The following is a 25,812-nucleotide window of genomic DNA, read 5'->3' as shown; positions in this document are numbered from 1 at the left end:
TTTCGATTTAACGACGAAGCATTTTCGTCATTTGCCGACTGGCCTGGAATCTCCAGGCCCTCATTTCAAGCCGGCACCCACAGTGTGTTGGAGCGCCAGACCGGGCGCCCAAGATTTGCCACCACTGCCTTCGTACTTTGTTGAAGCGAACAGCGCGCTGTCCGCTCCGGTGGGCGCCCTATCCGGCCTGGCCTGCGCTCGTTTTATTCAAATTCAATTTCAGCGTTTCGCGGCGTCGCGGAGTGCCAAGGCTTTCGATGGACATCATTCAACACAGCATCGCAGTGGGCAAGTACCTTGTCTCGCCGCTCATCAAGGACCTGGACGACGGCCGCTTTGCGGCATCGGTCTCGATCCGATCCGGCCGCGGCAGCGGCACGCACGACCGCGTGATGCGTTTCACGCCCCGATTCGCCAGCCACGCCGCGGCCGTCCGCTACGCGATCGACCAGGGCCTGGGCTGGATTCGCGAACGCAGCGCAGCGCACACGCTTCGCGCCGCTTGATTCGGCACACCCATTTCCTATCCAATTACGACAACCCATTCAAAAGGTAATTCATGCCCAAGGAAGAACTGATCGAAATGAACGGCGCAGTGACCGAAGTGCTGCCTGACTCCCGCTACCGCGTCACCCTCGACAACGGCCACCAGCTGATCGCCTACAGCGGCGGCAAGATGCGCAAGCACCACATCCGCATCCTGGCCGGCGACAAGGTGTCGCTCGAGCTGTCGCCCTACGACCTGACCAAGGGCCGCATCACGTTCCGCCACCTGGAACGCCGCGGTCCCCCGCCGGTCGGCGGCAACAACTCGCAGCGCCGCTGACCCGCTCCGTGACCGGTCCCGCCACCGACTTCGCCACGCTGCCGCTGTCGCCGCAGGCGCTCGCGAACCTGACGCAGCTCGGCTACCTGCAGATGACGCCGATCCAGGCTGCCAGCCTGCCGGTCGCGCTGCTCGGCAAGGACCTGATCGCGCAAGCCAAGACCGGCAGCGGCAAGACCGCCGCCTTCGCGCTGGCGCTGCTGGCCAACCTCAATCCGCGGCGCTTCGCGGTGCAGGCCATGGTGCTGTGCCCGACGCGCGAGCTGGCCGACCAGGTGACGACGGAAATCCGCCGCCTGGCCCGGGCCGAGGAAAACATCAAGGTGGTCACGCTCTGCGGCGGCGTCGCGCTGCGCGGCCAGCTGGCCAGCCTGGAGCACGGCGCCCACGTGGTCGTCGGCACGCCGGGCCGCATCATGGACCATCTCGATCGCGGCAGCCTGAACCTCGAAGCGCTCAATACGCTGGTGCTCGACGAAGCCGACCGGATGCTCGACATGGGCTTCTTCGAGGACATCGTGAAGGTCGCCCGGCAGTGCCCGAAGGAGCGCCAGACGCTGCTCTTCTCGGCCACCTACCCTGAGGGCATCCAGAAGCTCGCGGCCCAGTTCATGAAGAGCCCGCAGCAGATCACGGTGCAGGCCCAGCACGAGGAAGGCAAGATCCGCCAGCGCTGGTACCAGGTGAAGAACACCGAGCGCCTGCATGCCGTGAGCCTGCTGCTGAACCACTTCCGGCCGCAAAGCTCGCTGGCCTTCTGCAACACCAAGCAGCAGTGCCGCGACCTGGTCCAGGTGCTGCAGGCCCAGGGCTTCAGCGCGCTGGCCCTGTTCGGCGAGCTCGAGCAGCGCGAGCGCGACCAGGTGCTGGTGCAGTTCGCCAACCGCAGCTGCTCGGTGCTGGTGGCGACCGACGTGGCCGCGCGCGGCCTCGACATCGCCGACCTCGAGGCGGTCATCAACGTCGACGTCACGCCCGACGCCGAGGTCCACGTCCACCGCATCGGCCGCACCGGCCGCGGCGAGGCGCAAGGCCTGGCGCTGAACCTCGCCAGCATGGACGAGATGGGCAGCGTCGGCAAGATCGAGCAGCTGCAGGGCCGCGAATCCGAATGGCATCCGCTGGCCGAGCTCAGCGCCGATGCCGGCGGACCGCTGCAGCCGCCGATGGCCACGCTGCAGATCGTCGGCGGCCGCAAGGAGAAGATCCGCGCCGGCGACGTGCTGGGCGCGCTCACCGGCGAAGCCGGCTTCACACGCGACCAGGTCGGCAAGATCAACGTCAACGAGTTCTCCACCTATGTGGCAGTCGACCGGCGCATCGCGCGCGAGGCTGCGCACCGACTTTCCACCGGCCGCGTCAAGGGCAAGACCGTCAAAGTGCGGCTGCTCGACGATGTGGCTTAATGACGTCCTTCGATTTCTTATCACCTGAGCTTTCCATGCCCAAGAAAATCCGCACCGAGGCAGACCGCATTGCCACCCCCAAGCCCGTTCCGCAACCTGGCTACAACGTCCCCAAGTCGGGCGGCGGCCAAAAGGTGAGCCTGGAGCGCGGCACCGCGACCCGCAGCAAGAAGAACCCCGGCAAGCGGGCCAAGAAGGGCGGCTGATCGCCGGCCGAGTCGTCTGCGCCCCGCTGCGCATTCACTCTCGAAACGCGCCTCCGGGCGCGTTTTTCATTGGATCCATCGCCAGCACCATGTCCGACGACTACCAGATCGACATCCCACCCTCGTTCTTCGCGGTCTACACCGACGCCAGGCAGCGCCTCAGCGAGCCGATCGCGACCGTGCGCGCACGCTACGAGGTTTGCGAGGACCTGGCCTGCCACCTGGTGCAACACGCGCAGCTGCTGCACCATGTCGAGGTACCGTCGGAGGACGAGATCCTGCGGCGGATCCACGCCGGACTGAGGTCGCCCGATGCGGGCGCGACGCCTCCCGAGGCGGAATGGATCGTGCGGCGGCTGGCCGAACTGCTCGGCTGGCCGTGCCCGCCGCTCGACGAAGCGGCTGCGGCGTAGGGCCTGTTCGCACTATTTCCGGGGATCGCGTTGCCGGGCGAAGGGGCCGTCTGCGGCGTTGCCCGGCTCAACCGCTGCTGCGCTTCGTGCGGGCAGCGGCCTTCTTGCCGGCCGGCGCGGCGACACCCATCGCCGGAAAGGGCGGCAGCGGCCGGTGCGCCATCTCCTTGGCTTCGGCCCAGTCCATGCCCAGCCCGCGCAGCACGCAGGCCGCGACCTCGCGACCGTGCTGCGGCGGCGCGGCGCCATAGGCCACCGTGCGCATGGACTGCGTCACGCTGCCGTTGATCAGGTCCATCGCCGCCGCCTCGCCGGGGATGCGAAAAGCCTTCTGCTTCACACCCAGGCGAAGGTCGGCCAGCGCGTAGTGGCGGATCTCGAGCAGCAGTTCGGGCGCGGCCGCCGACACATCCATCATCATCAGCGCCCATTGCGGGCTTTCCTCGGCCAGCCAGATATAGCGCCGCACGCCGATGGCCATGCGCTGGGCGCCTTCCGCGACCCCCTGCTGGCTGGCCGTGATTCGGCGGCACAGCGTGTCGGCCAGCAGCAGCGCGACCCCGCTGGCGACGTCCTCCTTGGTCTTGAAATGGTTGTAGACCGTGGCCGTGGTCATGGCCGCGACGGCGGCGATCTCCTGCATCGTCGCCTCGGCGTAGCCGCGGGCGCTGAAGACCCTGATCGCGGCCTGCACCAGCTGCACCCGCGTGCGCGCGCGCTTGAGCAGGCCGGGCTGGGGGGGCCGCCACACACTTTCGGCCAGGTCCTCTGGCAAAGGTGATATGGACGGCAGACCGAAACTTACGCCATCATCCATTTTTATACGCATCAACCATTTTTGATTCATCCATCCATCTGAGAGAGAGTTTGCCATGCCTCCTGATCTCCGCCTCGGCTATCTGGTTTTCGAAGTCCGCCGGCCTGCGCGCCGGACCGCGTTCTGCGAGCAGATGCTCGGCCTGCCGGCGCCGTCGGCCGCCAAGGTATCCCCATGACCGGCACGCGCAAGCGCTGGCTCAAGCGCATCGGGCTGGCACTGGCGGTGCTGGTCGCGCTGGCCGCGGCGGCGCTGTTCGCCGGCGACCAGCTGGCGCGCCAGAAGACGCAGCGCAAGGTCGAGGTCGAGGTCCGGGGCGTGGCCTTTCGCGACGACCCGGCGGCCATCGAACGCGGGCGCTATCTCTTCGCCTCGCGCGGCTGCGTCGACTGCCACGGTGCCCATGGCGGCGGCGCGATGTTCCTCGACGACGGCAAGGGCATGCGCATCGCGGGGCCGAACATCAGCCCCGGGCCCGGCAGCGTCGTGGCCGGCTACACCCCGGCCGACTGGGAGCGCACGATCCGCCATGGCGTCAATCCGGCGGGCCGGGCGCTGATGGTGATGCCGAGCGAGGACTACAACCGCTTCACCGACGACGACCTGGCGGCCCTGGTCGCCCATCTGCGCCACATGGCGCCCGCCAGCGGTGGCGGCCCGGTGGTCGAACTGCCGCTGCCGGTGCGCGCCTTCTATGGCTTCGGCCTGATGCAGGACGCCGCGGCCAAGATCGACCACGCGCGCCCGCCCGAACAGCCGGTACCCGAGGGCGTGACGCTGAAGCACGGCGCCTATGTCGCGAACATGTGCCTGGGCTGCCACGGCGAGAAGCTCAACGGCGGCAAGATCCCCGGCGGGCCACCCGACTGGCCCGCGGCGGCCAATCTCACGCCCGGCGAAGGCACGGCCATGGCACGCTATGCCGACGCGGAGGCCTTCCAGAAGCTGTTCAAGGGCGGCACCCGGCCCGATGGCACGGCGGTGCAGGTGATGCCCTTCGGATCGCTGCGCGAGATGAGCGACACCGACGTGCGGGCGTTGCACCTGTACCTGAAGAGCCTGCCGCCGAGCCCGCACGGCTAGGGCTGGTGATCGGCGTTCGGCACTGAGAGAAAACGATAGCAGCGCGTTTCGACGCGGGCCGACTACGATGTGGCGCACCGACCCGATGGAGCCTCGCCATGAGCAACGAACTGCGCAACAAGCTGCATGAACTGCAGGAGCTGTCGAACAACGCCCCCGATGCGCCCACCCGCGCCATCATCGAGGCGCTGCGGCTGCAGACCGCGATCCTCAACGAGCGGCTGTTTCGGATCGAGCTGCAGTTGAGCGAGACCTCCAGGCGCACCGATACGGCCTGATCGGGCCCGCGTCCCCGCGCGTCGGAGGTCGGCTGTTCGGCCGCTTCCTACAACGCCCCCGATCCGCTACCTTTAAGCTCCACGATGCATCGAGGAGCGAGCGTGAAGAGACAACACATTGCAGCATGCGCCGGCCTGTCCATCCTGGTCGGATTCGCGGCCGCGACCGCGGGCTATGCGGCCTTGCGGCTGCGCGAGTCGACCCGGCTGGCGCGCCGCGCCCATCCCTTCGAACGGTACGCACGCCCCGAAGGCGCGCGCCTGCTGGTGGTCGGGGACAGCACGGCCGGCGGCGTCGGCGCCAGCGCCCCGGAGTACAGCCTGCCGGGCCTGCTGTCGCGCGCCAACCCGTCCCTCACCGTGGTCAACAGGGCCGAGCCCGGGGCGCGCTTCGCCGACATCCTGGCGCAGCTCGATGGCAGCGAACGCTTCGACGCGGTGCTGGTCCTCGGCGGGGCCAACGACGTGCTGCGGACGACCCGCGACGCCGCCCTGCGCGACATCCTCCAGCGCGTGGCGCAGCGCGCACGGGTGCACGCCGAAGTGGTGGTCTTCATGCCGCCCGGCAATCTCGGCAACCTGCGCTTCCTGCTGCCGCCCTGGAGCTGGTGGTTCACCTACCGGGCGCGCCGGCTCCAGACCATCGTGGCCGAGGTGGCGCAAGCGAACGGCGCCCGCCACGTGTCGCTGTTCATGGAGCGCGACGACGACCCCTTCGCACGCCATCCCCGGCGCCTGAGCGCCCGCGACGGCCTGCACCCGAGCGATGCCGGCTACGAGCTCTGGCAGCGCGAGCTCGAGACCCAGGCCCAGCTGTCGGCCAGGCTGCGCAAGATCGGCCGCAGCGCCGCGGTACGCGGCCCGGTGATCTGAGGCCCCCACGCTCCCCCACTGCGTGTGCGTCGCTGCCCCCCGAGGGGGCCGCAGGCCGCCTTGGGAGCGGCCCGGCGCCGGCCTGAATCTGAGGCCCCCACGCTCCCCCACTGCGTGTGGGTCGCTGCCCCCCGAGGGGGCCGCAGGCCGCCTTGGGCGGCCCGGCGCCGGCCTGAATCTGAGGCCCCACGCTCCCCCACTGCGTGTGGGTCGCTGCCCCCCGAGGGGGCCGCAGGCCGCCTTGGGGCGGCCCGGCGCCGGCCTGGTCCCGGCGCTTCAGCGCGTTGCAGCGAACAGGGGCTGCACCCGCCACCAGGCTGGCAGCAGGGCGCGGATCTCCTGCCGCGCGAAGCGGTCGTCGAGCAGGTAGAGCACGCCGGCATCGGTTTCGCTGCGAATCACGCGGCCGGCCGCCTGCACCACCTTCTGCAGGCCCGGGTACATGTAGGTGTACGCGTAGCCGTCGCCGAACAGCGCGTCCATGCGCTCGCGCATCACCTCGTTGGGCTCGTTGTGCTGCGGCAGCCCCAGGCTGGCGACAAAGGCGCCGACCAGTCGGTCGCCCGGCAGGTCTATGCCCTCGCCGAAGGCCCCGCCGAGCACGGCGAAGCCGACGCCCTGGCCGCCCGCCGCGAAGCGCGCCAGGAAGGCGTCGCGCTCGGCCTCGCGCATGCCGCGCGACTGGCTCCAGGCCGGCACCCCGGGGTGGCGCCGCTCGAAGGCGGCCGAGGCGCTGGCCAGGTAGTCGAAGCTGCTGAAGAAAGCCAGGTAGTTGCCCGGCCGCTGGGCGAATTGCGCCGCGATGATGTCGATCAGTGCATCCAGCGAGCGGTCGCGGTCGCGAAAGCGGGTCGACAGGTCCATCGCGACCCGCACCGTGAGCTGCTCGCTGCGGAACGGCGAACCCACGTCCAGTGTCGCCGTGTCCTCGGGCAGGCCCAGCATGTCGCGGTAGAAGGAGAAGGGCGCCAGCGTGCCCGAGAAGCAGGCCGCCGCGGCGGCCTCCGCGAAGCGCGCCTGCAGGAAGGGCCCAGGCACCAGGTTGCGGATCGCCAGGGCACGCGCGCCGTCGGCGCCCAGCGTCGCCTCGAACACCGAGTGCTTGCCGAAGCTGTCGGCCAGGCGGGCGAACTGGAGCAGGTCGAAGAAGTACTGCTGCAGCGCGCCCGGCGGCTCGTCGGGCCGCGCCGCGAAATGCTCGGCCATCCGCGAGACCGCCTCCTGCAGCGCCCGCGCGAAACGCTCCGGGACCTGGTCGTGCGCCTGGTAGGCGGCGACCTGCTCACGCTGGAGCAGCTGCCATTCGCGCGCCAGGTCGCCCAGCGATTTCCGGATCGGCGGGGGCGCCTTGGCGCGCACCGCCTCGAGCGCCGGCGCATCGAGCTGCGCCGAGTACATGCCGCGCGCACGGTCCAGCAGGTTGTGGGCCTCGTCGACCAGCAGGGCGACGCGCCATTCCTCGTCCTTGGTGAGTGCGTAGAGGAAGGCGCTGCCGTCGAAGTAGTAGTTGTAGTCGCCGACCACCACATCGCTCCATCGCACCAGTTCCTGCGCCAGGAAGTACGGACAGACCGCGTGCCCGAGGGCGATGCCGCGCAGCGCCTCGCGGTCGAGCCAGGCGGCCTCGACGGCCTCGCTGCGGGCGGCAGGCAAGCGGTCGTAGAAGCCGCGCGCCCGCGGACAGTCGTCGCCGTTGCAGGCTCGCCCGGGGTATTCGCAGACCTTCTCGCGCGCAGCCAGCTCGAGGATCCGCAGCGGGGCCTGCGCGCGGCCCAGTGTTTGCAGCGCGCCGAACGCGACCGCGCGGCCCGAGGTCTTCGCGGTCAGGAAGAAGATCTTGTCGAGCTTCTGCGCCGGTCGCGCCTTGAGCAGCGGGAACAGCGTGGCGATGGTCTTGCCGATGCCGGTCGGCGCCTGGGCCAGCAGCGGCCGGCCGGACGTGGCGCAGCGATACACGGCCTGCGCCAGTGCGCGCTGGCCGGGCCGGAAGCCGCCGTGCGGGAAGGCGAGGGCGGCAAGTGCCGGGTCGAGCGCTGCGCGATGGGCGGCCTCCTGCTCGGCCCAGGCCAGGTAGCGCCCGCAGAGCGCCTCGAAGTGCTGCTGCAGACCGGCCTGGGTCCAGCTTTCCTCGAGCACCGTTTCCTTCTCGGTGACGAGGTCGAGATAGACCAGCGCGACGTCGAGCGCGGCCAGCGCGTCGCGCCGGCACAGCATCCAGGCGTAGCTTCTGGCCTGGGCCCAGTGGAGCGCACGGTGGTTGGCCTTGATGCGCTCGAAGTCGCCACGATAGGTCTTGATCTCCTCGATCCGCCGGCGCCGCGGGTCGTAGCCGTCGGCGCGGCCGCGCACCTGCAGCCGGCCGAACGGCGCCGACAGCGCGACCTCGCTCTCGTAGTCGAGCCCGCGGCGCGCCTGCACCAGCCGGTGACCGGCCTGGCCCTCCTGGGCGCTGGGCGCCGGCACGAAGCGCAGGTCGAGGTCGCCGGCCTTGGCCGCGAAGGCGCAAAGCGTTCGGACCGACACCGTGAGCGGCGCGTCGGCAGGGGAAGAAGGAAGGGCGGCCATGGGGCTGGATGAATATACAGCGCGCCGCAGCCTTCGCGGCAGGCACGCCGGCGAGGACGAACGTCGGCTGTCGCTGCAGCTGGCGCCGACGCGCCTGCGCGGCCTCGCCGTGCTTCCTTTATGCTGCGCGACGATTACAGGCGTTCATTTCCAACCAGCCATGAAGATTCAAAAAGATTCCGTCGTCACCCTGCGCTACAAGGTGGCCGACGCCACCACCCAGAAGCTGCTTGACGAGGGCCGCGACCCCATGGTCTATCTCCACGGCGGCTACGACAACACCTTCCCGAAGGTCGAGGCCGCGCTCGACGGCAAGGAAACCGGCTTCCAGGCGACGCTCAAGCTGCAACCCGAGGATGCCTTCGGCGCGCGCGACGAATCGCTGCTGCGCACCATCCCAAAGAGCGAGTTCCCGCCCGGCGTCAAGGTCGGCGGCCAGCTGGAGGGCCGCAACGACCAGGGCGAGCCGCAGGTCTTCACCGTCATGAAGATCAAGGGCCCCCAGGTGATCCTCGACGGCAACCACCCGCTGGCCGGCAAGGCGCTGAAGTTCAGCCTGACCGTGACGGGTGTGCGGCCGGCGACCGACGAAGAGATCGCCCATCGCCACGTGCACGGCGATCACGGGCATCGTCACTAGGAACACCCCCGAAGCGCCTGCGGCGTTGCCCCCTCGAGGGGGCGATACCGGCGGCCCGGCAAAGCCGGTTCCGCGGTATCCCTGGCATGGGGCTGTGTCGGTTTCGGGCGTCGCGGGTGATGCGATGGGGGGCGGCGCCCGTCGCATCGTTCCATCGGCCGCGCCACTGCGTTCCACGGCAAGGGCTTTCGCGGCGCCGCGACGGCCCCATCTTCCAGGGATTCGCATTGTCGCCAGCCCCAACGAAAGCGCCACCATGACCCCCTCCGCTGCCACTCCCATCCTCCGGATCAAGGCCCTCGGCTTCCCCTGGGAGACGATCGACCCCTTCCTGTTCTGCGCCTACCACGACGATGCCTACCCGCGGGGCAACGCGCAGATGGGCCCGGACGCCCCGCTCGCGGGCCGCGACCTGGGTCAGGACTTCAGCCGCAAGGACGGCTGGAGCATGTACCACGGCGATCCGGTGCCGGGCTTTCCGGGCCATCCGCACCGCGGCTTCGAGACCGTGACCATCGTGCGCAAGGGGCGGGTCGACCACTCCGATTCGCTTGGCGCGACCGCCCGCTTCGGCGGCGGCGACGTCCAGTGGCTCACGGCCGGCAAGGGCATCGTGCACTCGGAGATGTTTCCGTTGCTGAACGCCGACGCGGCCAACCCGCTGGAGCTGTTCCAGATCTGGCTCAACCTGCCGGCGCGCAGCAAGATGGCCGAGCCGCATTTCACGATGTTCTGGGCCGAGGACATCCCGCGCTTCACCGCCACGGATGCCGAGGGCCGGAAGACCGAGGTCGCGAGCATCGCGGGCCGGATCGCGCCGATCGATGGCGCGCCGGGAGCCGGCGGACCGCTGGCGCCACCGCCGGATTCCTGGGCGGCCCAAGCCGACGCCGACGTGGCGATCTGGACGATCCGGATGGCGCCGCAGGCACGCTGGACACTGCCGGCAGCCACCGGCGAGGGCACGCGCCGCAGCCTCTACTTCTTCAAGGGTCGTTCGGTGGCGGTCGCCGGAGAACGGATCGACGCCCGCGCGGCGATCGATTTGCGTGCCGACGCCGCGGTCGAACTGGTCAACGGCGACGAGCCCGGCGAATTCCTGCTGCTGCAAGGCCGTCCGATCGGCGAGCCGGTGGTCCAGTACGGGCCCTTCGTGATGAACAGCCAGGCCGAGATCGCGCAGACCATGGCCGACTACCGCCGCACCCAGTTCGGCGGCTGGCCCTGGCCCGACCCCGCGCCGGTGCACGGGCGCGATCCGGCGCGCTTCGCGCGCCATCCGGGCGGGCGCGAGGAGAAGCCGCAGGAACACGCCGCGGCCCGCTAGCCTTACTCCGGCGCGATCCCGGCGCGGTGCGCCAGCGCCCTGTAGCGCGAGATCTCGTTTTCCATCTGGCTGCGGAACCCGGCCGCACCGATGACCACCGGCTCCATGCCCTGGGCCCGAAGCTGGGCCTGCAAGGCGGGATCGGCCATGGTCGCGCTGACTTCGCGCACCAGCCGGTCGATCACCGGCTGCGGCGTCCGGGCCGGCGCGGCAAAGCCGTACCAGGCATCGAAAGTGGCTTCGGGCAGCTTCAGCTCGGCCAGCGTCGGCACCTCGGGCAGCAGGCTCGAGCGCGTGGCGCCGACGATGCCGAGCGCCCGCAGCTTGCCGGAGCGCACGTGCGGCGCCACGGAAGCCACCGTGTCGATGCCGATCTCGATCTCGCCCCCGATGAGCGCGACCGCGCCCTGGCTGCTGCCCTTGTACGGCACGTCCTGCAGCTGGATACCGGCGGCCAGCGCGAGCAGCTCGCCGGCCAGGTGCGGTCCGGAACCGCTGCCGAAAGTCGCGTAGCGGATGCCCTTGGGCCTGGCCTTGGCCGCGGCGACCAGCTCCGCCACCGAGTGCCATGGCGCGCTGCTGTTGACCACCAGCACCAGCGGCGTGCGCGCCACGATCGCGATCGGTGCCAGGTCGCGCACCGGGTCGTAAGGCAGCTTCGCGCGCAGGGCCGGATTGACGCTGTAGCTGGTCGAGCCCGACAGCAGCAGGGTGTAGCCGTCGGCCGCCGCCTTGGCCACCGCGTCGGTGCCGATGATGGTCGAGGCCCCGGGCTTGTTGTCGATCAGCACCGGTTGCTGGAGCCGCTCGGCCAGCTTCTGGCCCATGGCGCGCGCCACCAGGTCGGTGCCGCCGCCGGGCGGGAAGGGCACCACCAGTTTCACGGGCTTGCTCGGCCAGGCGTCCTGGGCCCAGCCCGGCAAGGCGAATGCGGCAGCGGCGGCGAGGGCGAGCGCGGACAGGCCGCGGCGGGAGATCGGTGTGTTCATGAGGGGATGGATCGAAGGGGTCAATGGGAGGGAAGCGGGGTCGAAGACAGCGCCCCGGCCTGCCAGGGCACCTGGCCGGCCTCGCCGAGGTCCCAGTACAGACCGGCCATGAGCTGCAGGCCCTCGCGGGCCAGCGGCGCCAGCAGGTGTTCGTTGGGCGCGTGCTGCGCGCAGGCCGGGTACGAATGCGGCACCCACAGCGTCGGAAGGCCCAGCAGGCCGGCGAAGACGTCGTTCGGCAGCGAGCCCGCGAGATTCGGCAGCAGGTCGGCGCGCTGGCCGCAGCTTTGCACGATGGAGCGCTGGGCCCACTCGACCCACGGATTCTCGACATCGAGCCGGGTCGCGGCACCGGCCAGCGTGACCTGCACCTCGACCTGCCCGAAGCCGCGCGCGTCCAGATGCGCGCGCACGATCTGGGCAAGCGACTGCCAGGGCGTGCCGACCACGAAGCGCAACTGGCAATGCGCCACCGCCTCGCCCGGGATCGCGTTGACCGGCCGCTGGGCCGAGCCGGCGCCGAGCGCCAGCAGCTCGATCGTGTTCCAGGCCATCAGGCGCTCGGCCGGACTCAGCCCCGGCTCGCCCCAGCCGGCATCGAGGGCCGGATCCTCGGCGCCGCCGCCGATGGCGATACCGGCCAGCGCCGCGCGCACCGCCTGCGGGATCGGCGGCGGGCGCAGGGCCTCCACCAGGATCCGGCCCTTCGCGTCCACGAGCGACGCCACCGCATGGCTCAGCACGGTCGCCGGGTTGGCGAGCACGCCGCCCCAGTTGCCCGAGTGGTAGCCGCGTGGCCGGGCCCGCAGGCGCAGGCTGAAGTTGACCGCACCGCGCGAGCCGAGGAACAGCGTCGGCCGCTCGGCGCTCACGCGCGGCCCGTCGCAGGCGATCAGCAGGTCGGCGCGCAGCTTCTCGCGCTGCTGCTCGCAGACCGACTGCAGGCCGGGCGAGGCGGCTTCCTCGCCCATCTCGATCAGCCAGCTCAGGTTGTAGCCCAGCCGGCCGCCCCGGGCGCGCAGCGCGGCGGCGAGCCCGCCCAGGTTGATCGAGTGCTGGCCCTTGTTGTCGGCCGTGCCTCGGCCGTACCAGCGATCGCCGCGGACGGTCAGCGACCAGGGCCCGAGCCCCTCGGCCCATTGCGGGTCCTGGCCGCTGACCACGTCGCCGTGGCCGTAGCTCAGCAGCGTGGGAAGTTCGGCCCCCTCGATCCGGCGGGCGAGCAGGAAGGGGCCGCCGCCCAGGACTGGATTGGCGATCACTTCGCAACCGAAGCCGAGCGCCTCGAGCGGCGGCATCAGCTCGTCGCGCAGGTAGGCTTCGAGCGCTGGCGTGGCGGCACCGGTGTCGCTCTCGGTGCGAAAGGCGACGCGCCGCCGCAGGTCGGCAAAGAAGGCGCCATCGTCGAAATAGGCGGCGGCGGCCGCCAGGGCGTGGGTTCGTGTCATGGATGGAGTGCTCGCGTTGCGTGGCAGTGCTGCAAGTACAAGGCCTGGAAGGCTTTGCTTCCATCATCGTTTTGGCACACTCCCATTGCCTTTGAGGCAATAGGCGATCCACCATGACACCTCCCTTGCTCAGCATTCCGATGCGCCACTTCCTGGAAGTGGCGCGCAGCGGCTCGGTCAACCAGGCTGCGGCGCGGCTGTTCGTGGCGCCCTCGGCGGTCAGCCGCCAGATCGCCAAGCTGGAGGACGCCCTGGGCACGCCGCTGTTCGAACGGCACGCGCGCGGCATGTCGCTCACCGCCGCGGGCCGGCAGCTGTCGGCGCACCTGCACAACGCCGTGCTCGATGCCGAGCAGGTGATCGAGCAGGTGCGCGATCTCGGCGGCCAGCAGGCCGGCCGGGTCCGCATCGCCTGCACCGAGGGCTTCGCCTCGCACTTCATGCCGGCCGTGGTGGGCCGATTCAGGGACGCGAACCCGGGCAGCCGGATCGAGTTGCACGTGGGATCACCCGACGAGGTGAGCCTGCTGCTGGCGCGCGGCGAGACCGACGTGGCGCTCAAGTACGTGGTGGCGCCCGAGCCCGGCCTGAAGATCGAGCATGCCGCGCCGGCGCCCGTGTACGCCGTGCTGCGCCCCGACCATCCGCTGGCGCGCCAGCGCGTGCTGCAGGTGGCCGAGGTGGTGCGCTATCCGCTGATCGTCGGCAGCAAGGGCGTGACCGCCCGCCAGTTGTTCGACCAGGCCTGCAGCGTGCTGGGCCTGCAATATCGGGCCGCCTTCGTCAGCAATTTCTCGTCCGCGCAGCTGCCGCTGCTGCGCACGCCCGACGTGCTGCTGGCAGGCCACCTGACCGTGGTGCACCTGATCAACGAGGGCCAGGTCGTCGCACGGCCTTTCGCCGATGCGCCGCTGCAGCAGCGCCGGCTGCAGCTGCTCTCGCTCGAGGGCCGCACGCTGACGCCGCCGGTGCAAGCCTTCATCCAGCACCTGGTGCGGGCGATCACCCAGGCGAGCCGGCGCAAGCTGGGACGGGCCAGAAAATAAGGGTGGAACAACACCCGTTTCAACGAGGCCGGGCCGCCTACGGCCTGGCCTCGCCCCGGCGCGAGGCCACGTCCCGGATCAGCCCCCACACCCGCTGCGCCAGCGGCGCCGGCGCGCGGTTGCGGCGATGCACCAGCATGATCGAACGCTGCACCCGGGGCAGCAGCGGGCGCATGACCAGCACCGCGAGCCCGCTCGGCGGCGCCGCCAGCGCCGGCATCACGCTGATGCCGATGCCCTGCTCGACCATGCGGAAGGCGGTGGTCGGGTGGCCGACCTGCTGGCGCACCTCGCAGCGCACGCCGTGCAGCGCCAGCGCCTCGTCGATCAGGCGCCGGCTGCCCGAGGCGTGGTCGAGCAGCACCAGCGCCTCGCCGTCGAGCGCCGACCAGCGCAGCGAGCGCCTGCCCGCCAACCGGTGGTCCGGCCGCAGCACGAGGCAGAAGGGGTCGTCGAGGATCGCCTCGCAATGCAGGTCGTCGGTGTCCGGCGGCTCGACCACCACGCCGAAGTCGACCTCGCCGGCGCGCACGCTGTCCAGCACGTCCTGCTGGATGCGGTCGAGCAGCACGAACTCGATCTCGGGCTCGCGCCGCGCGCATTCGGCGATGCAGGCCGGCATCAGGTTGGCCGACAGCGTCGGGCTGCTGGCCACCCGGACCTTGCCGCGCCGCGCGCCGGCCATGCCGTGGACCTCGGCCAGCGCCTGGTCGAGCTCGTCGAGCAGCCGGGCCAGCCGCAGCGCCAGCGACTGGCCGGCCTCGGTCAACACCACCTCGCGCGTGGTGCGGTCGAGCAGCTTCAGGCCCAGCTGGGCTTCGAGCTCATGGATCGAGCGGCTGACCGCCGGCTGCGACAGGCCGACCTGGTCGCCGGCCCGGCTGAAGTTGCGGCCATCGGCGATGGCGCGAAAGACGCGCAGTTGGCGCAGGCTCACATTCATGCAACAGAATCATATATCTATCCGATAAATCCATTTCTCTTTTGAATGCGGCCGCGGTCCAATCGGCGCCATGGCACGTTCACGCTACCTCCCCGACAACTTCACGCTGGCCCTGGTCGCCACCGTCACGCTGGCCAGCCTGTGGCCGGCGAGCGGCGCCACGGCCCATTTCTTCGAGCGCCTGACCACGGTCGCGATCGGCCTGCTGTTCTTCCTGCACGGCGCCAAGCTGTCGCGCGAGGCCATCATGGGCGGCCTCACGCACTGGCGGCTGCACCTGCTGGTGTTCGCCGCCACCTTCGTCATGTTTCCACTGCTGGGGCTCGCGCTCAAGCCGGTGCTGACGCCGCTGGTCACGCCCGCGCTGTACACCGGCGTGCTGTTCCTCTGCGTGCTGCCGGCCACGGTGCAGTCGGCCATCGCCTTCACCTCGATGGCGCGGGGCAACATCCCGGCCGCCGTCTGCAGCGCCTCGGCCTCGACGATGCTCGGCGTCTTCGTCACGCCGCTGCTGGTCAACCTGATCGTGGTGCAGCATGGCGCCGCCGGCGCATCGCTCGACGCCATCGGGCGCATCCTGCTGCAGCTGATGGTGCCCTTCATCGCCGGCCACCTGCTGCGGCCCTGGATCGGCGGCTGGATCAAGCGCCGAGGCTCAGTGCTGACCCTGGTCGACCGCGGCGCGATCCTGCTGGTGGTCTACACCGCCTTCAGCGCGGCCGTGATCGAGGGCCTGTGGAAGCAGGTGCCGATGTCCGCATTGACGGGCCTGCTCGCGGTCTGCGCCGTGCTGCTGGGCCTGGCGCTCTGCATCACGGCCTGGGCCAGCCGCGCCCTCGGATTCGACAAGGCCGACGAGATCACGATCGTCTTCTGCGGCTCCAAGAAGAGCCTGGCCAGCGGCATTCCGATGGCCAAGGTGCTGTTCGCCTCGCACGCGGTCGGCGCCATCGTGCTGCCGCTGATGCTGTTCCACCAGATGCAGCTGATGGTCTGCGCGGTGCTGGCGCAGCGCTATGCGAGGAAGTAGGCTCGCCCCCAGGTTGCCTCGCACTTCGTGTCGAGGCGCCCACCCCCTACCGGGGGCGCAGTCAGCGGCCCGGCGAAGCCGGTTCCGCGACTGCCCACGAACAGGCGTGCGCTGCGCGCAGCCGAAAGACAAACACAGCGCCAGTATTCACCGGCCGGCGCAGCCAGGCCCGTTGGTGAAACACCGTGGAACCGGCTTTGCCGGGCCACTGGTGTTGCCCCCGGTAGGGGGTGGGCGCCTCGACACGCAGTGCCGGGCAACCTGGGGGCGAGCCTATCTCGTTGCGTCGCCCTTGCGGTACTCGGCGGTGAGTTCGTCCAGCCGCTGCTTGAGCCCGGCGTCGAGCTTGTAGTCGGCCGCCGCCAGCGTCGCATCGAGCTGCTCGGGCCGGCTGGCGCCGAGCAGCGGCGCGGTGACCAGCGGGTTGGCCATCACCCAGGCCACCGCCAGCGTCGCCAGCGGCACGCCGGCTTCCTCGGCCAGCTTGTGCAGCTGCGCGACGGTGCCGAAGCTGCGCTCGTTCCAGTAGCGGTCCTGGTACATGCCGCCGGCCGTGCCGAGCGTGAAGCGCGTGTTCTCACCCGGCTTCGCCTCGGGCTTGTACTTGCCGGTCAGCAGACCACCCGCCAGCGGGTTGTAGGGGATCACGCCCAGCCCTTCCTCGCCCGCCAGCGGCAACAGCTCGCGCTCGATCTCGCGGAACAGCAGGCTGTAGCGCGGCTGCACCGAGACCAGCCGGGCGAGCTTGTGCAGTTCGGCGCGGCCGATCGCGCGCGCCAGCCGGTAGGCGAGGAAGTTCGACACGCCGATGTAGCGCGCACGGCCCGAGCGGACGATGAGGTCGAGCGCCTCGAGGCTCTCGTCGAGCGGCGTCTCGCGGTCGTCGGAATGCAGCTGGTAGAGGTCGACGTGGTCGGTCTGCAGCCGCTTGAGCGAGGCATCGATCGCATCCAGCAGATGCTTGCGCGAGGCGCCCTGGTCCCAGGGGTTCGGGCCGACCTTGCCGACCGCCTTGGTGGCGACGATGAAGTCGCCGCGCCGGCTCGCGCCCTTGGCACGCAGCCAGCGGCCGACGATCTCCTCGGTGCGGCCGGTGGTCTCGACGGTGCCGCCGAGCGGATAGACGTCGGCGGTGTCGAGGAAGTTGATGCCGCCTTCGGCGGCGCGGTCGAGGATCTTGTGCGACACCGCCTCGTCGGTCTGCAAGCCGAAGGTCATGGTGCCGAGCGCCAGGCGCGAGACGGTGAGGCCGGTGCGGCCGAGGCGGGTGGTGGGGATGGTCATCCAAAGACTCCAAGTGCAGCGGGGCGGTCGGGAATCTTAGCCAGCCGCGGGCGATCGCGCTGGCGCCGTTGCGCTACCCGGGGGTTCATATTGCCAGCAATGTGGACGCTTCTTTCTATCTCGGAACAGTCGCAAAGTGATGTCTAGACTTTCTCGACGGACCGGGATCGCGGCGCAAGGACCTGTACGGCCTGCTGGCGGCCGCCTCCCCGCTTCCGCTCGCGGCTCAGGCCGAAGCCTGCTGAGCGATCAGCTCGGCGATGCGGGACAAGGGCTCCGGCGACAAGGCCCGCCGGGCCGCCAGCGCCTCGGCCGGTGTCAAGGTCTGCAGCAGTTCGACCTCGCCGGCCACCAGGCTGGCGATCGGCACGCCATCGCGGTACAGCACGCGGGAACCCACCACGCGCGCGGCCTTCGGCCCCGGCATGACGGTGCCGAGCAGGTTCGCGGGATCGGCGGCGGCCAGGCAGACGAGCGCGCCATCGAGGGGCCGGCGCCGCAGCTCGCGCAGCAGGCCGATCGCTTCGGGCAGGGCGAACTGCTCGCCAGCGACGCCGGCGATGAAGCGGCCGCCGCGGATCTCGCCGCGCGCCTCGAGCCGGCGGTAGGCGCGCACCAGGTCGCGCCACGGCGGCAGCCATGCCGCCTCGCGCTCGAGCAGGCGCCAGCAGACCACGCCGTAGCGGCGCAGCAGGATGCGCGCGACCTGCTCGACGGCTTCGGCGGCGACGCGTCCCGAGGGTTCGGACGGCGCCGGCGCGCGCGCCCGGACCATCGACCAGCGCCCGGCATCCTCGATGCCGAACAGCGCCGTGCGCCGGTGCCGGCGTCCATGCGCCGAAGACCGTTTCGAGGGCGGCACCAGCAAGGCGCGCAAGCCCGCGTAGCTGTCGCAATGCACGCGGCCGCGCATGACCAGCTCGCTCAGCGCGTCCTCGAGCTCGGTGCCCAGAAGATGCGTGCCCTGGACGATCTCGTCGAAGAAGGACGCACCATGGTCGGAAAGAAAGCGCGCGACCCGCTGGGCGCGCGAACCGAGGTCTTCGTCGCTCGCCGGTGCCGGGGCGAGGCCGGTCCACAGCGCCGCCGAGCGACGCGGCAGCAGCAGGATCGGCGCCGAACGCAGCGAGGTGTTGCCTCCGGCGGGCCGTCCTTCGACGGCCACGGGACGCAGCCGCGTCCACAGCGTGCGCCCGGCCGTGCACAGTTCGTCGAGCCAGGCCGGGGCATAGTCCCTGACCCGCGCCGGCAGCAGCTCGGGCTCCCAGAGACCCGCGGGTGCCTCGTAGCCCTCGAGCTGCGCCAGGATGCCGGCCAGCGCATCCGGGCCGCTGACCCGGCTCGCGGCTGCGACGTGCTGCCACTCGAACAGGAAGCGCGCGAAGTCGCGCGGCTCGACCGGCTCGATCTCCTGCCGCAGCCGCTTCAGCGTGTAGCGATGGATGCGGGCCAGCAGATGGCGCTCGCACCACTCGAGCTCGCGGGTGCCCGGCGTGAAGCGGCCTTGCAGCACAGAGCCTTCGGTCTGCAACGCGCCGAGTGCGGCGTCGACGTCGGCCGGCGGCAGCCGCAGCTGGGCGGCCAGCCGATGCACCGGGACCGGGCCCAGGCCGCCGAGCCGCGAACGCAGCAGCTCGCGCAGCGCATCGCCTGCGTCCTGCGCTGGCGCAAAGCCCGCGGGCGGGTCGACGGGCGGGTGCATCGCGGCAGCGGGATACAGCGCCCGCACCTGCGCCAGTCGCTCCGCTGCGACCCACAAGCCGTTGCCGGGTGCGGCCTCGGCTGCGATGCGCGTCGCCCGGCTTTCGGCCGCCAGCGCCTCCAGCCAGGCCCGCCAGCCTTCGTTGGCCGAGGCCTCGTCGTCGGTGAGCACGCCGAGCCCATTCAAGGCCTCGTGCATTTCGTCGGCATTGCGCGCGCGCGGCCAGGCTTCCTCGCGCACGCTGTCGATCGCCCCGGCATCGAGCTGGCCGAGATCGTCGGCGCTTTCCGGATCGACATAGCGCCGGTTCTGCACCGCCTGCGTACGGCGCTCCTCGATCGGCGCGTCGTCCAGGAAGGCGTAGGGCCGCGCGTTCAGGGCTTCGGCCGCGAGCGGCGAGGGCGCCGGCACATCGCGCGCCAGCACCTCGACGTCGCCGGCCTCCAGCTTCTTCAAGAGCCGCAGCCAGCCCTCGGCATCCATGGCCTCGTAGAGGCAGTCGTGCAGCGTCTGCGCGACCAGCGGATGGTCGGGGATCTCGCGCGCGCCGGCCAGGTTCTCGGCGCAGGCGACCTGGTCCGGAAAGACCGCGGCCAGCAGGTCCTCGGACTTCATGCGCTGCAGCTGCGGCGCCACCTTGCGCCCGCCCACGAAGCGCGGCAGCGCCAGCGCGGTGGTTGCGTTCCAGCGCCAGCGCACGCCGAACAGCGGCGCATCGAGCAGCGCCTGCACCAGCACGTCGAGCGCCGAGGCCGAATGCAGGTAGCGCGCAACCTCGTCGAGCGCGAAGCTGTGGCTGGTCGACAGCGACAGCACGATCGCATCCTCGGTGGCCGCGGCCTGCAGCTCGAAGTTGAACTGCCGGCAGAAGCGCTTGCGCAGCGCCAGTCCCCAGGCCCGATTGAGGCGGCTGCCGAAGGGCGAGTGGATCACCAGCTGCATGCCGCCAGAGGCATCGAAGAAGCGCTCCATCACGATGCGCTGCTGCGTCGGCAGTGCGCCGAGCACGCGCACCGTGCGCGCCAGGTGCTCGACGGTCTGGCGCGCGGCCTCGGTGTCGAGGCCGACGGTGCGCGCCAGCCGGTCGATCGCGCCCTCGACACCGTGCGCGGCCAACGCCGCCTCGATCTCCGCGCGCAGCCGCGAGACACCGAAGGACAGTTCGTCGCTGCGCCCCGGCGCCTCGCCGAGCCAGAACGGGATGTTGGGCGCGGCGCCATGGGCGTCTTCCACGCGCACCCGGCCGGGCTCGATCCGCAGGATCCGGTAGCTGGCGTTGCCGAGCTGGAAGATGTCGCCGGCCAGGCTCTCGACCGCGAAGTCCTCGTGGACGGTGCCGATCTTGTGCGCCTGCGGCTCGAGCATCACCGTGTAGTCGCCGGTCTCGGGAATGGTGCCGCCGGAAGTCAACGCGGTCATGCGCGCGCCGCGGCGTTCGCGCAGCAGGTGGTGCACGGCGTCGCGATGCACATAGCCCGCGCGCGGCCCCTGCCGGGTCGTGAAGCCCTCGGACACCATGCGCACCACGGCCGCGTAGTCCTCGCGCTTCAGTTCGGCATAGGGCCAGGCGCGCCGCACCAGTGCGAAGAGTTCGTCCTCTGCGCATTCGCGACAGGCGGTCTCGGCAACGATCTGCTGCGCCAGCACGTCGAGCGGCGCCGGCAGCACGTGCAGCGCATCGAGCTCGCCGCGGCGCACGCAGTCGAGCAAGGCCGCGCACTCGACCAGCTCGTCGCGCGACTGCGGAAAGAGGCGCGCCTTCGGCACGCCGCCGACCGCATGGCCGGAGCGGCCCGCGCGCTGCAGGAAGGTGGCGATCGAACGCGGCGAGCCGAGCTGGCAGACCAGGTCGACGTCGCCGATGTCCAGGCCCAGCTCGAGCGAAGCCGTGGCCACCAGAACCTTGAGCTCGCCACGCTTCAGGCGCTGTTCGGCATCGAGGCGCGCCTCCTTCGCGAGGCTGCCATGGTGGGCCGCGACCACCTCCTTGCCGAGGATCTCGCCGAGCTGCCGCGCCGCGCGCTCGGCCATGCGGCGCGTGTTGACGAACAGCAGCGTGGTGCGGTGCGCATGCACCAGCCCCGCGACGCGCGCATGGACCTGCTCCCACTGCTCGTTCGACATCACGGCCGCGAGCGGCGTCGGCGGCAGCTCGAGCGCGAGGTCGCGCTGCTTCGCATAGCCGATGTCGACGATCTCGCAATCGGCGACACCATCGGCCACCGCGCCGGCACCGACCAGGAAGCGCGCGATCTCGCCGATCGGCTTCTGCGTCGCCGAGACGCCGATGCGCGTCAGCGGCTGCCGGCACAGCGCCTGCAGCCGCTCGAGCGACAGCGCCAGGTGGCTGCCGCGCTTGCTGCCGACGATGGCGTGGATCTCGTCGACGATCACGGTGCGCACGGTCGACAGCATCTGCCGGCCCGACACCGAGCCGAGCAGCACGTAGAGCGACTCGGGCGTGCTGACCAGCACATGCGGCGGACGGCGCAGCGCCTGCTGCCGCTCGCGGGCCGGCGTGTCGCCGGTGCGCACCGCGGTGCGGATCTCGACATCGGGCAGGCCCAGCGCCGCGAGCTCGGCGCGGATGCCGGCCAGCGGCGCCTGCAGATTGAGGTCGATGTCGTTCGACAGCGCCTTCAAGGGCGAAACGTAGACCACCGTGGTCTCGTCGGCCAGCCCGCCCGGCTGCAGGCCTTGGCGCACCAGGCCGTCGAGCGCGGAGAGAAAGGCCGTGAGCGTCTTGCCGGAGCCGGTCGGCGCCGCGATCAGCGTGTGGCGGCCGGCGGCGATCGCCGGCCAGGCTGCTGCCTGGGCCTCGGTAGGGGCCGGGAAGGTGGCTTCGAACCAGCGGGAGACGGCGGGGTGGAAATCGGCGTGCACGGGATCCATGAGATCAGGCTGCGGGGGCCGATGTCAAGGCAGCGGCGAGCCGGCCGATACATCTCGCAACGAGGGCCGCGCGGGCATCGCACAGCGACGCGACGTCCGGGCACCTGCGTCGAGAAGGTTTGACGTCGGCGATCGATGGGCGTACGGTTCTCGCCCGGCCCGCTCGCGGGGCGCGAACGAAGGAGACAAGGAAGATGACCGATCTGTCGACCCATCCGACGCAGATCGCCGGCGCCTGGCTGGCCGATTTCCAATCCGCGCTGGAGCGCCGCGACATCGACGCCGCGACCGCGCTGTTCGAGCCCGAGGGCTATTGGCGCGACCTGGTCGCCTTCACCTGGAACATCCGCACGCAGGAAGGGCCCGACGCGATCCGCGCGATGCTCGAGGCGCGGCTGGCCGACACGAAGCCGACCGCCTTCGCGGTCGAGGGCGACGCCACCGAGGCCGATGGCGTGGTCGAGGCCTGGTTCAGCTTCGAGACCGCGGTGGCGCGTGGGCGCGGCCACCTGCGGCTGCGCGGCGGCAAGGCCTGGACGCTGCTCACGACGATGACCGAGCTCAAGGGCTTCGAGGAACGCAAGGGCGAGCGGCGAATCAAGGGCGCGGAGCACGGCGCGAATCCGGAGCGCAAGACCTGGCTCGAACGGCGCCAGCAGGAGGCCGAGACGCTGGGCTTCACGCAACAGCCCTACGTCGTCATCGTCGGCGGCGGGCAGGGCGGCATCGCGCTCGGCGCGCGGCTGCGCCGGCTCGGCGTGCCGACGATCATCGTCGAGAAGAACGCCCGGGCCGGCGACTCCTGGCGCAAGCGCTACAAGAGCCTGTGCCTGCACGACCCGGTCTGGTACGACCATCTGCCCTACCTGCCATTCCCTGAAGACTGGCCGGTGTTCTCGCCCAAGGACAAGATCGGCGACTGGCTCGAGATGTACACCAAGGTCATGGAGCTCAACTACTGGAGCTCGACCACCGCCAAGAAGGCGCGCTTCGACGAGGCGAAGCAGGAATGGGAGGTGGTCGTCGAGCGCGACGGCCGCGAGATCACGCTGCGGCCGAAGCAGCTGGTGTTCGCGCTCGGCGTCTCGGGCTACCCGAACCTGCCGACGATCCCCGGCGCCGAGACCTTCGAAGGTGAGCAGCATCACTCCAGCGCGCATCCCGGACCCGAGGCCTGGCGCGGCAAGAAGTGCGTGGTGCTCGGTTCCAACAATTCGGCGCACGACATCTGCGCCGCCCTGTGGGAGAACGGCGCCGACGTGACCATGATCCAGCGCAGCTCGACCCACATCGCGCCGTCCGACTCGCTGATGGAACTGGCGCTCGGCGGCCTGTATTCCGAAGCGGCGGTCAAAGCCGGCGTGACGACCGACAAGGCGGACCTGATCTTCGCGTCGATCCCCTACCGAATCATGGCGCCGATGCAGGTGCCGGTGTACGACGAGATGAAGCGGCGCGACGCCGACCTGTATGCGCGGCTCGAGAAGGCCGGCTTCCTGCTCGACTTCGGCGTCGACGGCTCGGGCCTCTTCATGAAGTACCTGCGGCGCGGTTCGGGCTACTACATCGACGTCGGCGCCTCGGAGCTGGTGGCCAACGGCAGCATCAAGCTGCGCAGCGGCGTGACCATCGAGCGCATCAACCCGAAGTCGGTGACGCTCAGCGACGGCAGCGAACTGCCGGCCGACCTGATCGTCTACGCCACCGGCTACGGCTCGATGAACGGCTGGCTGGCCGACCTGATCTCGCCCGCGGTGGCCGACAAGGTCGGCAAGGTCTGGGGGCTGGGTTCCGACACGCCGAAGGACCCGGGGCCCTGGGAGGGCGAGTTGCGCAACATGTGGAAGCCGACGCAGGTGCCGCAACTGTGGTTCCACGGCGGCAACCTGCACCAGTCACGGCACTATTCGCAGTTCCTGGCGCTGCAGCTCAAGGCCCGGATGGAGGGGCTGCCGACGCCGGTGTACGAGATCGCGCCGGTGCACCACACGCGCTGACGCGGTCCGGCGGGATTCAGTCCACGCCGCCGCGCATGCTCATCAGACGCACGCTTTCATCGGCGATCACTTCCTGCTCCGGCGCCAGGAAGCGAATCCAGTAGCCGGCGATGTCGATGTTGTCCCCATTGGCCAGCACCTGCGTCTCGACCCGCTTGCCATTCACGAAGGTGCCGTTGCGGCTGCCCAGGTCGCGCAGGATCACCAACGGCCCTTCGGTGCTCAATCTGGCGTGGAAGCGGCTGACCCGCGCAGAGGCCAGCACCACATGGTTGTGCTCGGCCCGGCCGATGGTCATGCCGGGCTCCGACACCGGCACCTGGGTGGTCTGGCCGGTGGGGGTCATGAGGATCAGCATTGCCATTGGCGGACGCTCTCGTTCGGGCGTCCGAAGGTAGTCGCACCAAATCTAAAGTACAAGTTATTCGCGGTTACAGCCTGTTTATCAGAGTCCTTTTTCGACCATGTCCAGCAAGCGCTGCCCCAATGCACCGGCCTGCGCCGCGGGCAGGCCGCGCAAAGGGCCGTCGATGGTCAGCAGGGCCAGGCCGTGCACCGCCGACCAGGCGAGGAACTCGGCGCCCGGACGTCGTTCGGGCGCCATGCCGCCGGCATCGACCAGGCGGTCGAGCGCCGCGCCCAGGAGCTCGAAGGGATCGAGGCCGCTATCGCCGCCCTTGGCCTCGGCAGGTGCGTCGTCGACATCGACCGGCGTAGCGAATGCGGTGCGGAACAGGCCGGTCTCGGCCTGTGCGAAGCGCAGGTAGCCGGTGCCCACGGCGCGCACGCTCGCACGGGCCTGCGCCAGCGGGTCGCGCGCCGCATCCACGCGCGCGAGTTCTTCCTCCATGGCCCGGGCCACCGCCGACAGGGCGGCGGCGCGCACCGCCTGCAGCAAAGCCAGCCGGCTCGCGAAGTGCCGATAGGCCGCGTTCGGAACCACGCCCGCGCGCCGCGTCGCCTCGCGCAGCACCACCGCCTCGGGGCCGCCGCTGCGCGCCAGCTCGACGCCGGCTTCCAGCAGCGCACGCCGCAGGTCGCCATGGCGGTAGGTACTGCGTGCCGGGGGGCTGGAGGCGGTCTGCGAGCGCATCGATTCCTTCATGTGGACAGCGTCCATTATCTCTGCTATGTTTTGTGGACGTTGTACACAAACAGTCTCGAAAAGGAATCGCAACGCCCCGGGCGCCATGGCCTGGCATCCGGAACCCCTCCCTCAACGAAAGGAAACGCCATGCAAGTCCAGCCCTATCTCTTCTTCGAAGGCCGCTGCGAGGAAGCGCTCGCGTTCTACGGCAAGGCGATCGGCGCCAAGATCGTCGACCTGATGCGCTTCAAGGAGAGCCCCGAGCCGCCGCCCCCGGACATGTGCCCGCCCGGCTCCGACGACAAGGTGATGCACGCGAGCTTCACCATCGGCGAGACCACGGTGATGGCTTCCGACGGCCGCGCCAGCGGCAAGCCGAACTTCCAGGGCTTCGCGCTGTCGCTGCTGGCCGCCGACGAGGCCGAGGCGAAGCGCCAGTTCAGCGCCGTGGGCGAGGGCGGCCAGGTGCAGATGCCGCTGGGCAAGACCTTCTTCTCGCCGGCCTTCGGCATGGTGACCGATCGCTTCGGCGTGCTGTGGATGGTGCTGACGCGCTGACCGGGGATGCACCGGCGACAGGCGCGCGTCGCGCTTTGCTCTTAAATTCGACGGTTCATTCCAACGAAGGAGCATCCGCACATGATTCACGTCGTCGCCGTCATCACGGCCAAGCCCGGCCAACGCGATCTGATCCTGGAGGCCTACCGGGCCAACCGGTCCGCCGTGCTGGCCGAGAAAGGCTGCATCGAGTACACCGCGACCATCGACGCCGCGGGCATGCCGGCCTCGCGCGGCTCCTTCGGTGCCGACACCTTCGTCGTCGTCGAGAAGTGGGAAACGCTGGCCGACCTGCAGGCGCACGCCGCGGCGCCGCACATGGCGGCCTACGGCGCCAAGGTCAAGGACTGGACCGAGACCCGGCTGATCCACGTGCTCGAGCCCGTCTGAACACGGAGCCGG

General features: G+C 70.4%; 25 protein-coding genes. 16 read left to right on the top strand and 9 right to left on the bottom strand.

Annotation, left to right across the window (positions count from 1 at the left end; genetic code table 11):
- The first annotated feature begins 257 nt into the window (after positions 1 to 257).
- The 5 genes from AC1DYD_RS03565 (at position 258) to AC1DYD_RS03545 (ending at position 2,851) form a co-directional block, all read left to right on the top strand.
- Complete coding sequence (locus AC1DYD_RS03565) at positions 258 to 506, top strand: hypothetical protein (protein ID WP_478171361.1); 249 nt, start codon at positions 258 to 260, stop codon at positions 504 to 506.
- Between the two features lie 53 nt (positions 507 to 559).
- The gene (infA, locus tag AC1DYD_RS03560) at positions 560 to 826 is read left to right on the top strand and encodes a translation initiation factor IF-1 (RefSeq protein ID WP_286371838.1); all 267 of its coding nucleotides are present in this window, start codon (positions 560 to 562) and stop codon (positions 824 to 826) included.
- Between the two features lie 8 nt (positions 827 to 834).
- Complete coding sequence (dbpA, locus tag AC1DYD_RS03555) at positions 835 to 2,232, top strand: ATP-dependent RNA helicase DbpA (protein WP_478171360.1); 1,398 nt, start codon at positions 835 to 837, stop codon at positions 2,230 to 2,232.
- A gap of 35 nt (positions 2,233 to 2,267) precedes the next feature.
- Positions 2,268 to 2,438: a hypothetical protein gene (locus AC1DYD_RS03550; RefSeq protein ID WP_286371840.1), complete on the top strand. Its 171-nt coding sequence runs from the start codon at positions 2,268 to 2,270 to the stop codon at positions 2,436 to 2,438.
- Between the two features lie 89 nt (positions 2,439 to 2,527).
- A complete protein-coding gene (locus AC1DYD_RS03545) occupies positions 2,528 to 2,851 on the top strand; it encodes a hypothetical protein (protein ID WP_478171359.1) in 324 nt (107 codons plus the stop codon).
- 67 nt (positions 2,852 to 2,918) lie between these two features.
- Here the strand turns inward: AC1DYD_RS03545 and AC1DYD_RS03540 are convergent, their stop codons facing one another.
- The gene (locus tag AC1DYD_RS03540; RefSeq protein ID WP_478171358.1) at positions 2,919 to 3,602 is read right to left on the bottom strand and encodes a TetR/AcrR family transcriptional regulator; all 684 of its coding nucleotides are present in this window, start codon (positions 3,600 to 3,602) and stop codon (positions 2,919 to 2,921) included.
- A 121-nt stretch (positions 3,603 to 3,723) separates the two neighbouring features.
- On the opposite strand from AC1DYD_RS03540, the gene AC1DYD_RS03535 reads away from it, so the two are divergent.
- The 4 genes from AC1DYD_RS03535 (at position 3,724) to AC1DYD_RS03520 (ending at position 5,902) form a co-directional block, all read left to right on the top strand.
- Positions 3,724 to 3,846: a hypothetical protein gene (locus tag AC1DYD_RS03535; RefSeq protein WP_478171357.1), complete on the top strand. Its 123-nt coding sequence runs from the start codon at positions 3,724 to 3,726 to the stop codon at positions 3,844 to 3,846.
- On the top strand, positions 3,843 to 4,751 hold the full coding sequence (locus tag AC1DYD_RS03530) for a c-type cytochrome (protein ID WP_478171356.1): 909 nt from the start codon (positions 3,843 to 3,845) through the stop codon (positions 4,749 to 4,751). Before AC1DYD_RS03535 ends, AC1DYD_RS03530 begins: the two co-directional genes overlap by 4 nt.
- A gap of 98 nt (positions 4,752 to 4,849) precedes the next feature.
- Positions 4,850 to 5,029, top strand: coding sequence for a hypothetical protein (locus tag AC1DYD_RS03525; protein WP_478171355.1), 180 nt, complete (start codon positions 4,850 to 4,852; stop codon positions 5,027 to 5,029).
- Between the two features lie 102 nt (positions 5,030 to 5,131).
- Entirely contained in the window at positions 5,132 to 5,902 is a 771-nt protein-coding gene (locus tag AC1DYD_RS03520) for an SGNH/GDSL hydrolase family protein (protein ID WP_478171354.1), read from the top strand.
- Positions 5,903 to 6,178: 276 nt separating this feature from the next.
- Here the strand turns inward: AC1DYD_RS03520 and AC1DYD_RS03515 are convergent, their stop codons facing one another.
- Positions 6,179 to 8,467, bottom strand: coding sequence for an ATP-dependent DNA helicase (locus tag AC1DYD_RS03515; protein WP_478171353.1), 2,289 nt, complete (start codon positions 8,465 to 8,467; stop codon positions 6,179 to 6,181).
- 160 nt (positions 8,468 to 8,627) lie between these two features.
- Here AC1DYD_RS03515 and AC1DYD_RS03510 point away from each other — a divergent pair, with 160 nt between their 5' ends.
- On the top strand, positions 8,628 to 9,107 hold the full coding sequence (locus AC1DYD_RS03510) for an FKBP-type peptidyl-prolyl cis-trans isomerase (protein WP_478171440.1): 480 nt from the start codon (positions 8,628 to 8,630) through the stop codon (positions 9,105 to 9,107).
- A 256-nt stretch (positions 9,108 to 9,363) separates the two neighbouring features.
- Entirely contained in the window at positions 9,364 to 10,434 is a 1,071-nt protein-coding gene (locus AC1DYD_RS03505) for a pirin family protein (protein ID WP_478171352.1), read from the top strand.
- A gap of 2 nt (positions 10,435 to 10,436) precedes the next feature.
- On the opposite strand, the gene AC1DYD_RS03500 is transcribed toward AC1DYD_RS03505, so the two are convergent.
- Both AC1DYD_RS03500 and AC1DYD_RS03495 read right to left on the bottom strand, forming a co-directional pair.
- Positions 10,437 to 11,423 (bottom strand): Bug family tripartite tricarboxylate transporter substrate binding protein, encoded by a 987-nt coding sequence (locus tag AC1DYD_RS03500; RefSeq protein ID WP_478171351.1) that lies wholly within the window; start codon positions 11,421 to 11,423, stop codon positions 10,437 to 10,439.
- Positions 11,424 to 11,443: 20 nt separating this feature from the next.
- A complete protein-coding gene (locus AC1DYD_RS03495) occupies positions 11,444 to 12,871 on the bottom strand; it encodes a M20 family metallopeptidase (RefSeq protein ID WP_478171350.1) in 1,428 nt (475 codons plus the stop codon).
- 113 nt (positions 12,872 to 12,984) lie between these two features.
- Here AC1DYD_RS03495 and AC1DYD_RS03490 point away from each other — a divergent pair, with 113 nt between their 5' ends.
- A complete protein-coding gene (locus AC1DYD_RS03490; protein ID WP_478171349.1) occupies positions 12,985 to 13,917 on the top strand; it encodes a LysR family transcriptional regulator in 933 nt (310 codons plus the stop codon).
- A 37-nt stretch (positions 13,918 to 13,954) separates the two neighbouring features.
- Here AC1DYD_RS03490 and AC1DYD_RS03485 read toward each other — a convergent pair whose 3' ends face one another.
- On the bottom strand, positions 13,955 to 14,860 hold the full coding sequence (locus AC1DYD_RS03485) for a LysR family transcriptional regulator (protein ID WP_478171348.1): 906 nt from the start codon (positions 14,858 to 14,860) through the stop codon (positions 13,955 to 13,957).
- Positions 14,861 to 14,930: 70 nt separating this feature from the next.
- Here AC1DYD_RS03485 and AC1DYD_RS03480 point away from each other — a divergent pair, with 70 nt between their 5' ends.
- Positions 14,931 to 15,890 (top strand): bile acid:sodium symporter family protein, encoded by a 960-nt coding sequence (locus AC1DYD_RS03480; protein WP_478171347.1) that lies wholly within the window; start codon positions 14,931 to 14,933, stop codon positions 15,888 to 15,890.
- Between the two features lie 273 nt (positions 15,891 to 16,163).
- Here AC1DYD_RS03480 and AC1DYD_RS03475 read toward each other — a convergent pair whose 3' ends face one another.
- Together AC1DYD_RS03475 and AC1DYD_RS03470 are read right to left on the bottom strand one after the other, a co-directional pair.
- Positions 16,164 to 17,174 (bottom strand): aldo/keto reductase, encoded by a 1,011-nt coding sequence (locus tag AC1DYD_RS03475; protein ID WP_478171346.1) that lies wholly within the window; start codon positions 17,172 to 17,174, stop codon positions 16,164 to 16,166.
- Positions 17,175 to 17,400: 226 nt separating this feature from the next.
- The gene (locus tag AC1DYD_RS03470; protein WP_478171345.1) at positions 17,401 to 21,768 is read right to left on the bottom strand and encodes a DEAD/DEAH box helicase; all 4,368 of its coding nucleotides are present in this window, start codon (positions 21,766 to 21,768) and stop codon (positions 17,401 to 17,403) included.
- A 194-nt stretch (positions 21,769 to 21,962) separates the two neighbouring features.
- On the opposite strand from AC1DYD_RS03470, the gene AC1DYD_RS03465 reads away from it, so the two are divergent.
- The gene (locus AC1DYD_RS03465) at positions 21,963 to 23,765 is read left to right on the top strand and encodes an NAD(P)-binding domain-containing protein (protein ID WP_478171344.1); all 1,803 of its coding nucleotides are present in this window, start codon (positions 21,963 to 21,965) and stop codon (positions 23,763 to 23,765) included.
- 16 nt (positions 23,766 to 23,781) lie between these two features.
- Here the strand turns inward: AC1DYD_RS03465 and AC1DYD_RS03460 are convergent, their stop codons facing one another.
- Together AC1DYD_RS03460 and AC1DYD_RS03455 are read right to left on the bottom strand one after the other, a co-directional pair.
- A complete protein-coding gene (locus AC1DYD_RS03460) occupies positions 23,782 to 24,129 on the bottom strand; it encodes an FHA domain-containing protein (RefSeq protein WP_478171343.1) in 348 nt (115 codons plus the stop codon).
- An 81-nt stretch (positions 24,130 to 24,210) separates the two neighbouring features.
- Positions 24,211 to 24,885 carry a TetR/AcrR family transcriptional regulator gene (locus tag AC1DYD_RS03455; protein ID WP_478171342.1) on the bottom strand — a complete coding sequence of 225 codons (675 nt, stop codon included), beginning with the start codon at positions 24,883 to 24,885 and terminating at the stop codon, positions 24,211 to 24,213.
- A 114-nt stretch (positions 24,886 to 24,999) separates the two neighbouring features.
- Here AC1DYD_RS03455 and AC1DYD_RS03450 point away from each other — a divergent pair, with 114 nt between their 5' ends.
- Together AC1DYD_RS03450 and AC1DYD_RS03445 are read left to right on the top strand one after the other, a co-directional pair.
- The gene (locus AC1DYD_RS03450) at positions 25,000 to 25,410 is read left to right on the top strand and encodes a VOC family protein (protein ID WP_478171341.1); all 411 of its coding nucleotides are present in this window, start codon (positions 25,000 to 25,002) and stop codon (positions 25,408 to 25,410) included.
- Positions 25,411 to 25,491: 81 nt separating this feature from the next.
- Positions 25,492 to 25,800 (top strand): putative quinol monooxygenase, encoded by a 309-nt coding sequence (locus AC1DYD_RS03445; protein ID WP_478171340.1) that lies wholly within the window; start codon positions 25,492 to 25,494, stop codon positions 25,798 to 25,800.
- The last annotated feature ends 12 nt before the right edge of the window (positions 25,801 to 25,812 follow it).

This window comes from Variovorax sp. P4_B11, assembly GCF_056402355.1.
The sequence above is the reverse complement of the archived record's forward strand: the minus strand, read 5'-3'. Positions and strand labels throughout refer to the sequence as shown.

Bases quoted from the DNA above. Each gene is read 5' to 3' on its own strand.
- AC1DYD_RS03565 (WP_478171361.1), top strand. From the start codon at position 258: ATGGACATCATTCAACACAGCATCGCAGTGGGCAAGTACCTTGTCTCG.
- infA (WP_286371838.1), top strand. From the start codon at position 560: ATGCCCAAGGAAGAACTGATCGAAATGAACGGCGCAGTGACCGAAGTG.
- AC1DYD_RS03550 (WP_286371840.1), top strand. From the start codon at position 2,268: ATGCCCAAGAAAATCCGCACCGAGGCAGACCGCATTGCCACCCCCAAG.
- AC1DYD_RS03545 (WP_478171359.1), top strand. From the start codon at position 2,528: ATGTCCGACGACTACCAGATCGACATCCCACCCTCGTTCTTCGCGGTC.
- AC1DYD_RS03535 (WP_478171357.1), top strand. From the start codon at position 3,724: ATGCCTCCTGATCTCCGCCTCGGCTATCTGGTTTTCGAAGTCCGCCGG.
- AC1DYD_RS03530 (WP_478171356.1), top strand. From the start codon at position 3,843: ATGACCGGCACGCGCAAGCGCTGGCTCAAGCGCATCGGGCTGGCACTG.
- AC1DYD_RS03525 (WP_478171355.1), top strand. From the start codon at position 4,850: ATGAGCAACGAACTGCGCAACAAGCTGCATGAACTGCAGGAGCTGTCG.
- AC1DYD_RS03515 (WP_478171353.1), bottom strand. From the start codon at position 8,467: ATGGCCGCCCTTCCTTCTTCCCCTGCCGACGCGCCGCTCACGGTGTCG.
- AC1DYD_RS03510 (WP_478171440.1), top strand. From the start codon at position 8,628: ATGAAGATTCAAAAAGATTCCGTCGTCACCCTGCGCTACAAGGTGGCC.
- AC1DYD_RS03505 (WP_478171352.1), top strand. From the start codon at position 9,364: ATGACCCCCTCCGCTGCCACTCCCATCCTCCGGATCAAGGCCCTCGGC.
- AC1DYD_RS03500 (WP_478171351.1), bottom strand. From the start codon at position 11,423: ATGAACACACCGATCTCCCGCCGCGGCCTGTCCGCGCTCGCCCTCGCC.
- AC1DYD_RS03495 (WP_478171350.1), bottom strand. From the start codon at position 12,871: ATGACACGAACCCACGCCCTGGCGGCCGCCGCCGCCTATTTCGACGAT.
- AC1DYD_RS03490 (WP_478171349.1), top strand. From the start codon at position 12,985: ATGACACCTCCCTTGCTCAGCATTCCGATGCGCCACTTCCTGGAAGTG.
- AC1DYD_RS03485 (WP_478171348.1), bottom strand. From the start codon at position 14,860: ATGAATGTGAGCCTGCGCCAACTGCGCGTCTTTCGCGCCATCGCCGAT.
- AC1DYD_RS03480 (WP_478171347.1), top strand. From the start codon at position 14,931: ATGGCACGTTCACGCTACCTCCCCGACAACTTCACGCTGGCCCTGGTC.
- AC1DYD_RS03475 (WP_478171346.1), bottom strand. From the start codon at position 17,174: ATGACCATCCCCACCACCCGCCTCGGCCGCACCGGCCTCACCGTCTCG.
- AC1DYD_RS03470 (WP_478171345.1), bottom strand. From the start codon at position 21,768: ATGGATCCCGTGCACGCCGATTTCCACCCCGCCGTCTCCCGCTGGTTC.
- AC1DYD_RS03465 (WP_478171344.1), top strand. From the start codon at position 21,963: ATGACCGATCTGTCGACCCATCCGACGCAGATCGCCGGCGCCTGGCTG.
- AC1DYD_RS03460 (WP_478171343.1), bottom strand. From the start codon at position 24,129: ATGGCAATGCTGATCCTCATGACCCCCACCGGCCAGACCACCCAGGTG.
- AC1DYD_RS03455 (WP_478171342.1), bottom strand. From the start codon at position 24,885: ATGGACGCTGTCCACATGAAGGAATCGATGCGCTCGCAGACCGCCTCC.
- AC1DYD_RS03450 (WP_478171341.1), top strand. From the start codon at position 25,000: ATGCAAGTCCAGCCCTATCTCTTCTTCGAAGGCCGCTGCGAGGAAGCG.
- AC1DYD_RS03445 (WP_478171340.1), top strand. From the start codon at position 25,492: ATGATTCACGTCGTCGCCGTCATCACGGCCAAGCCCGGCCAACGCGAT.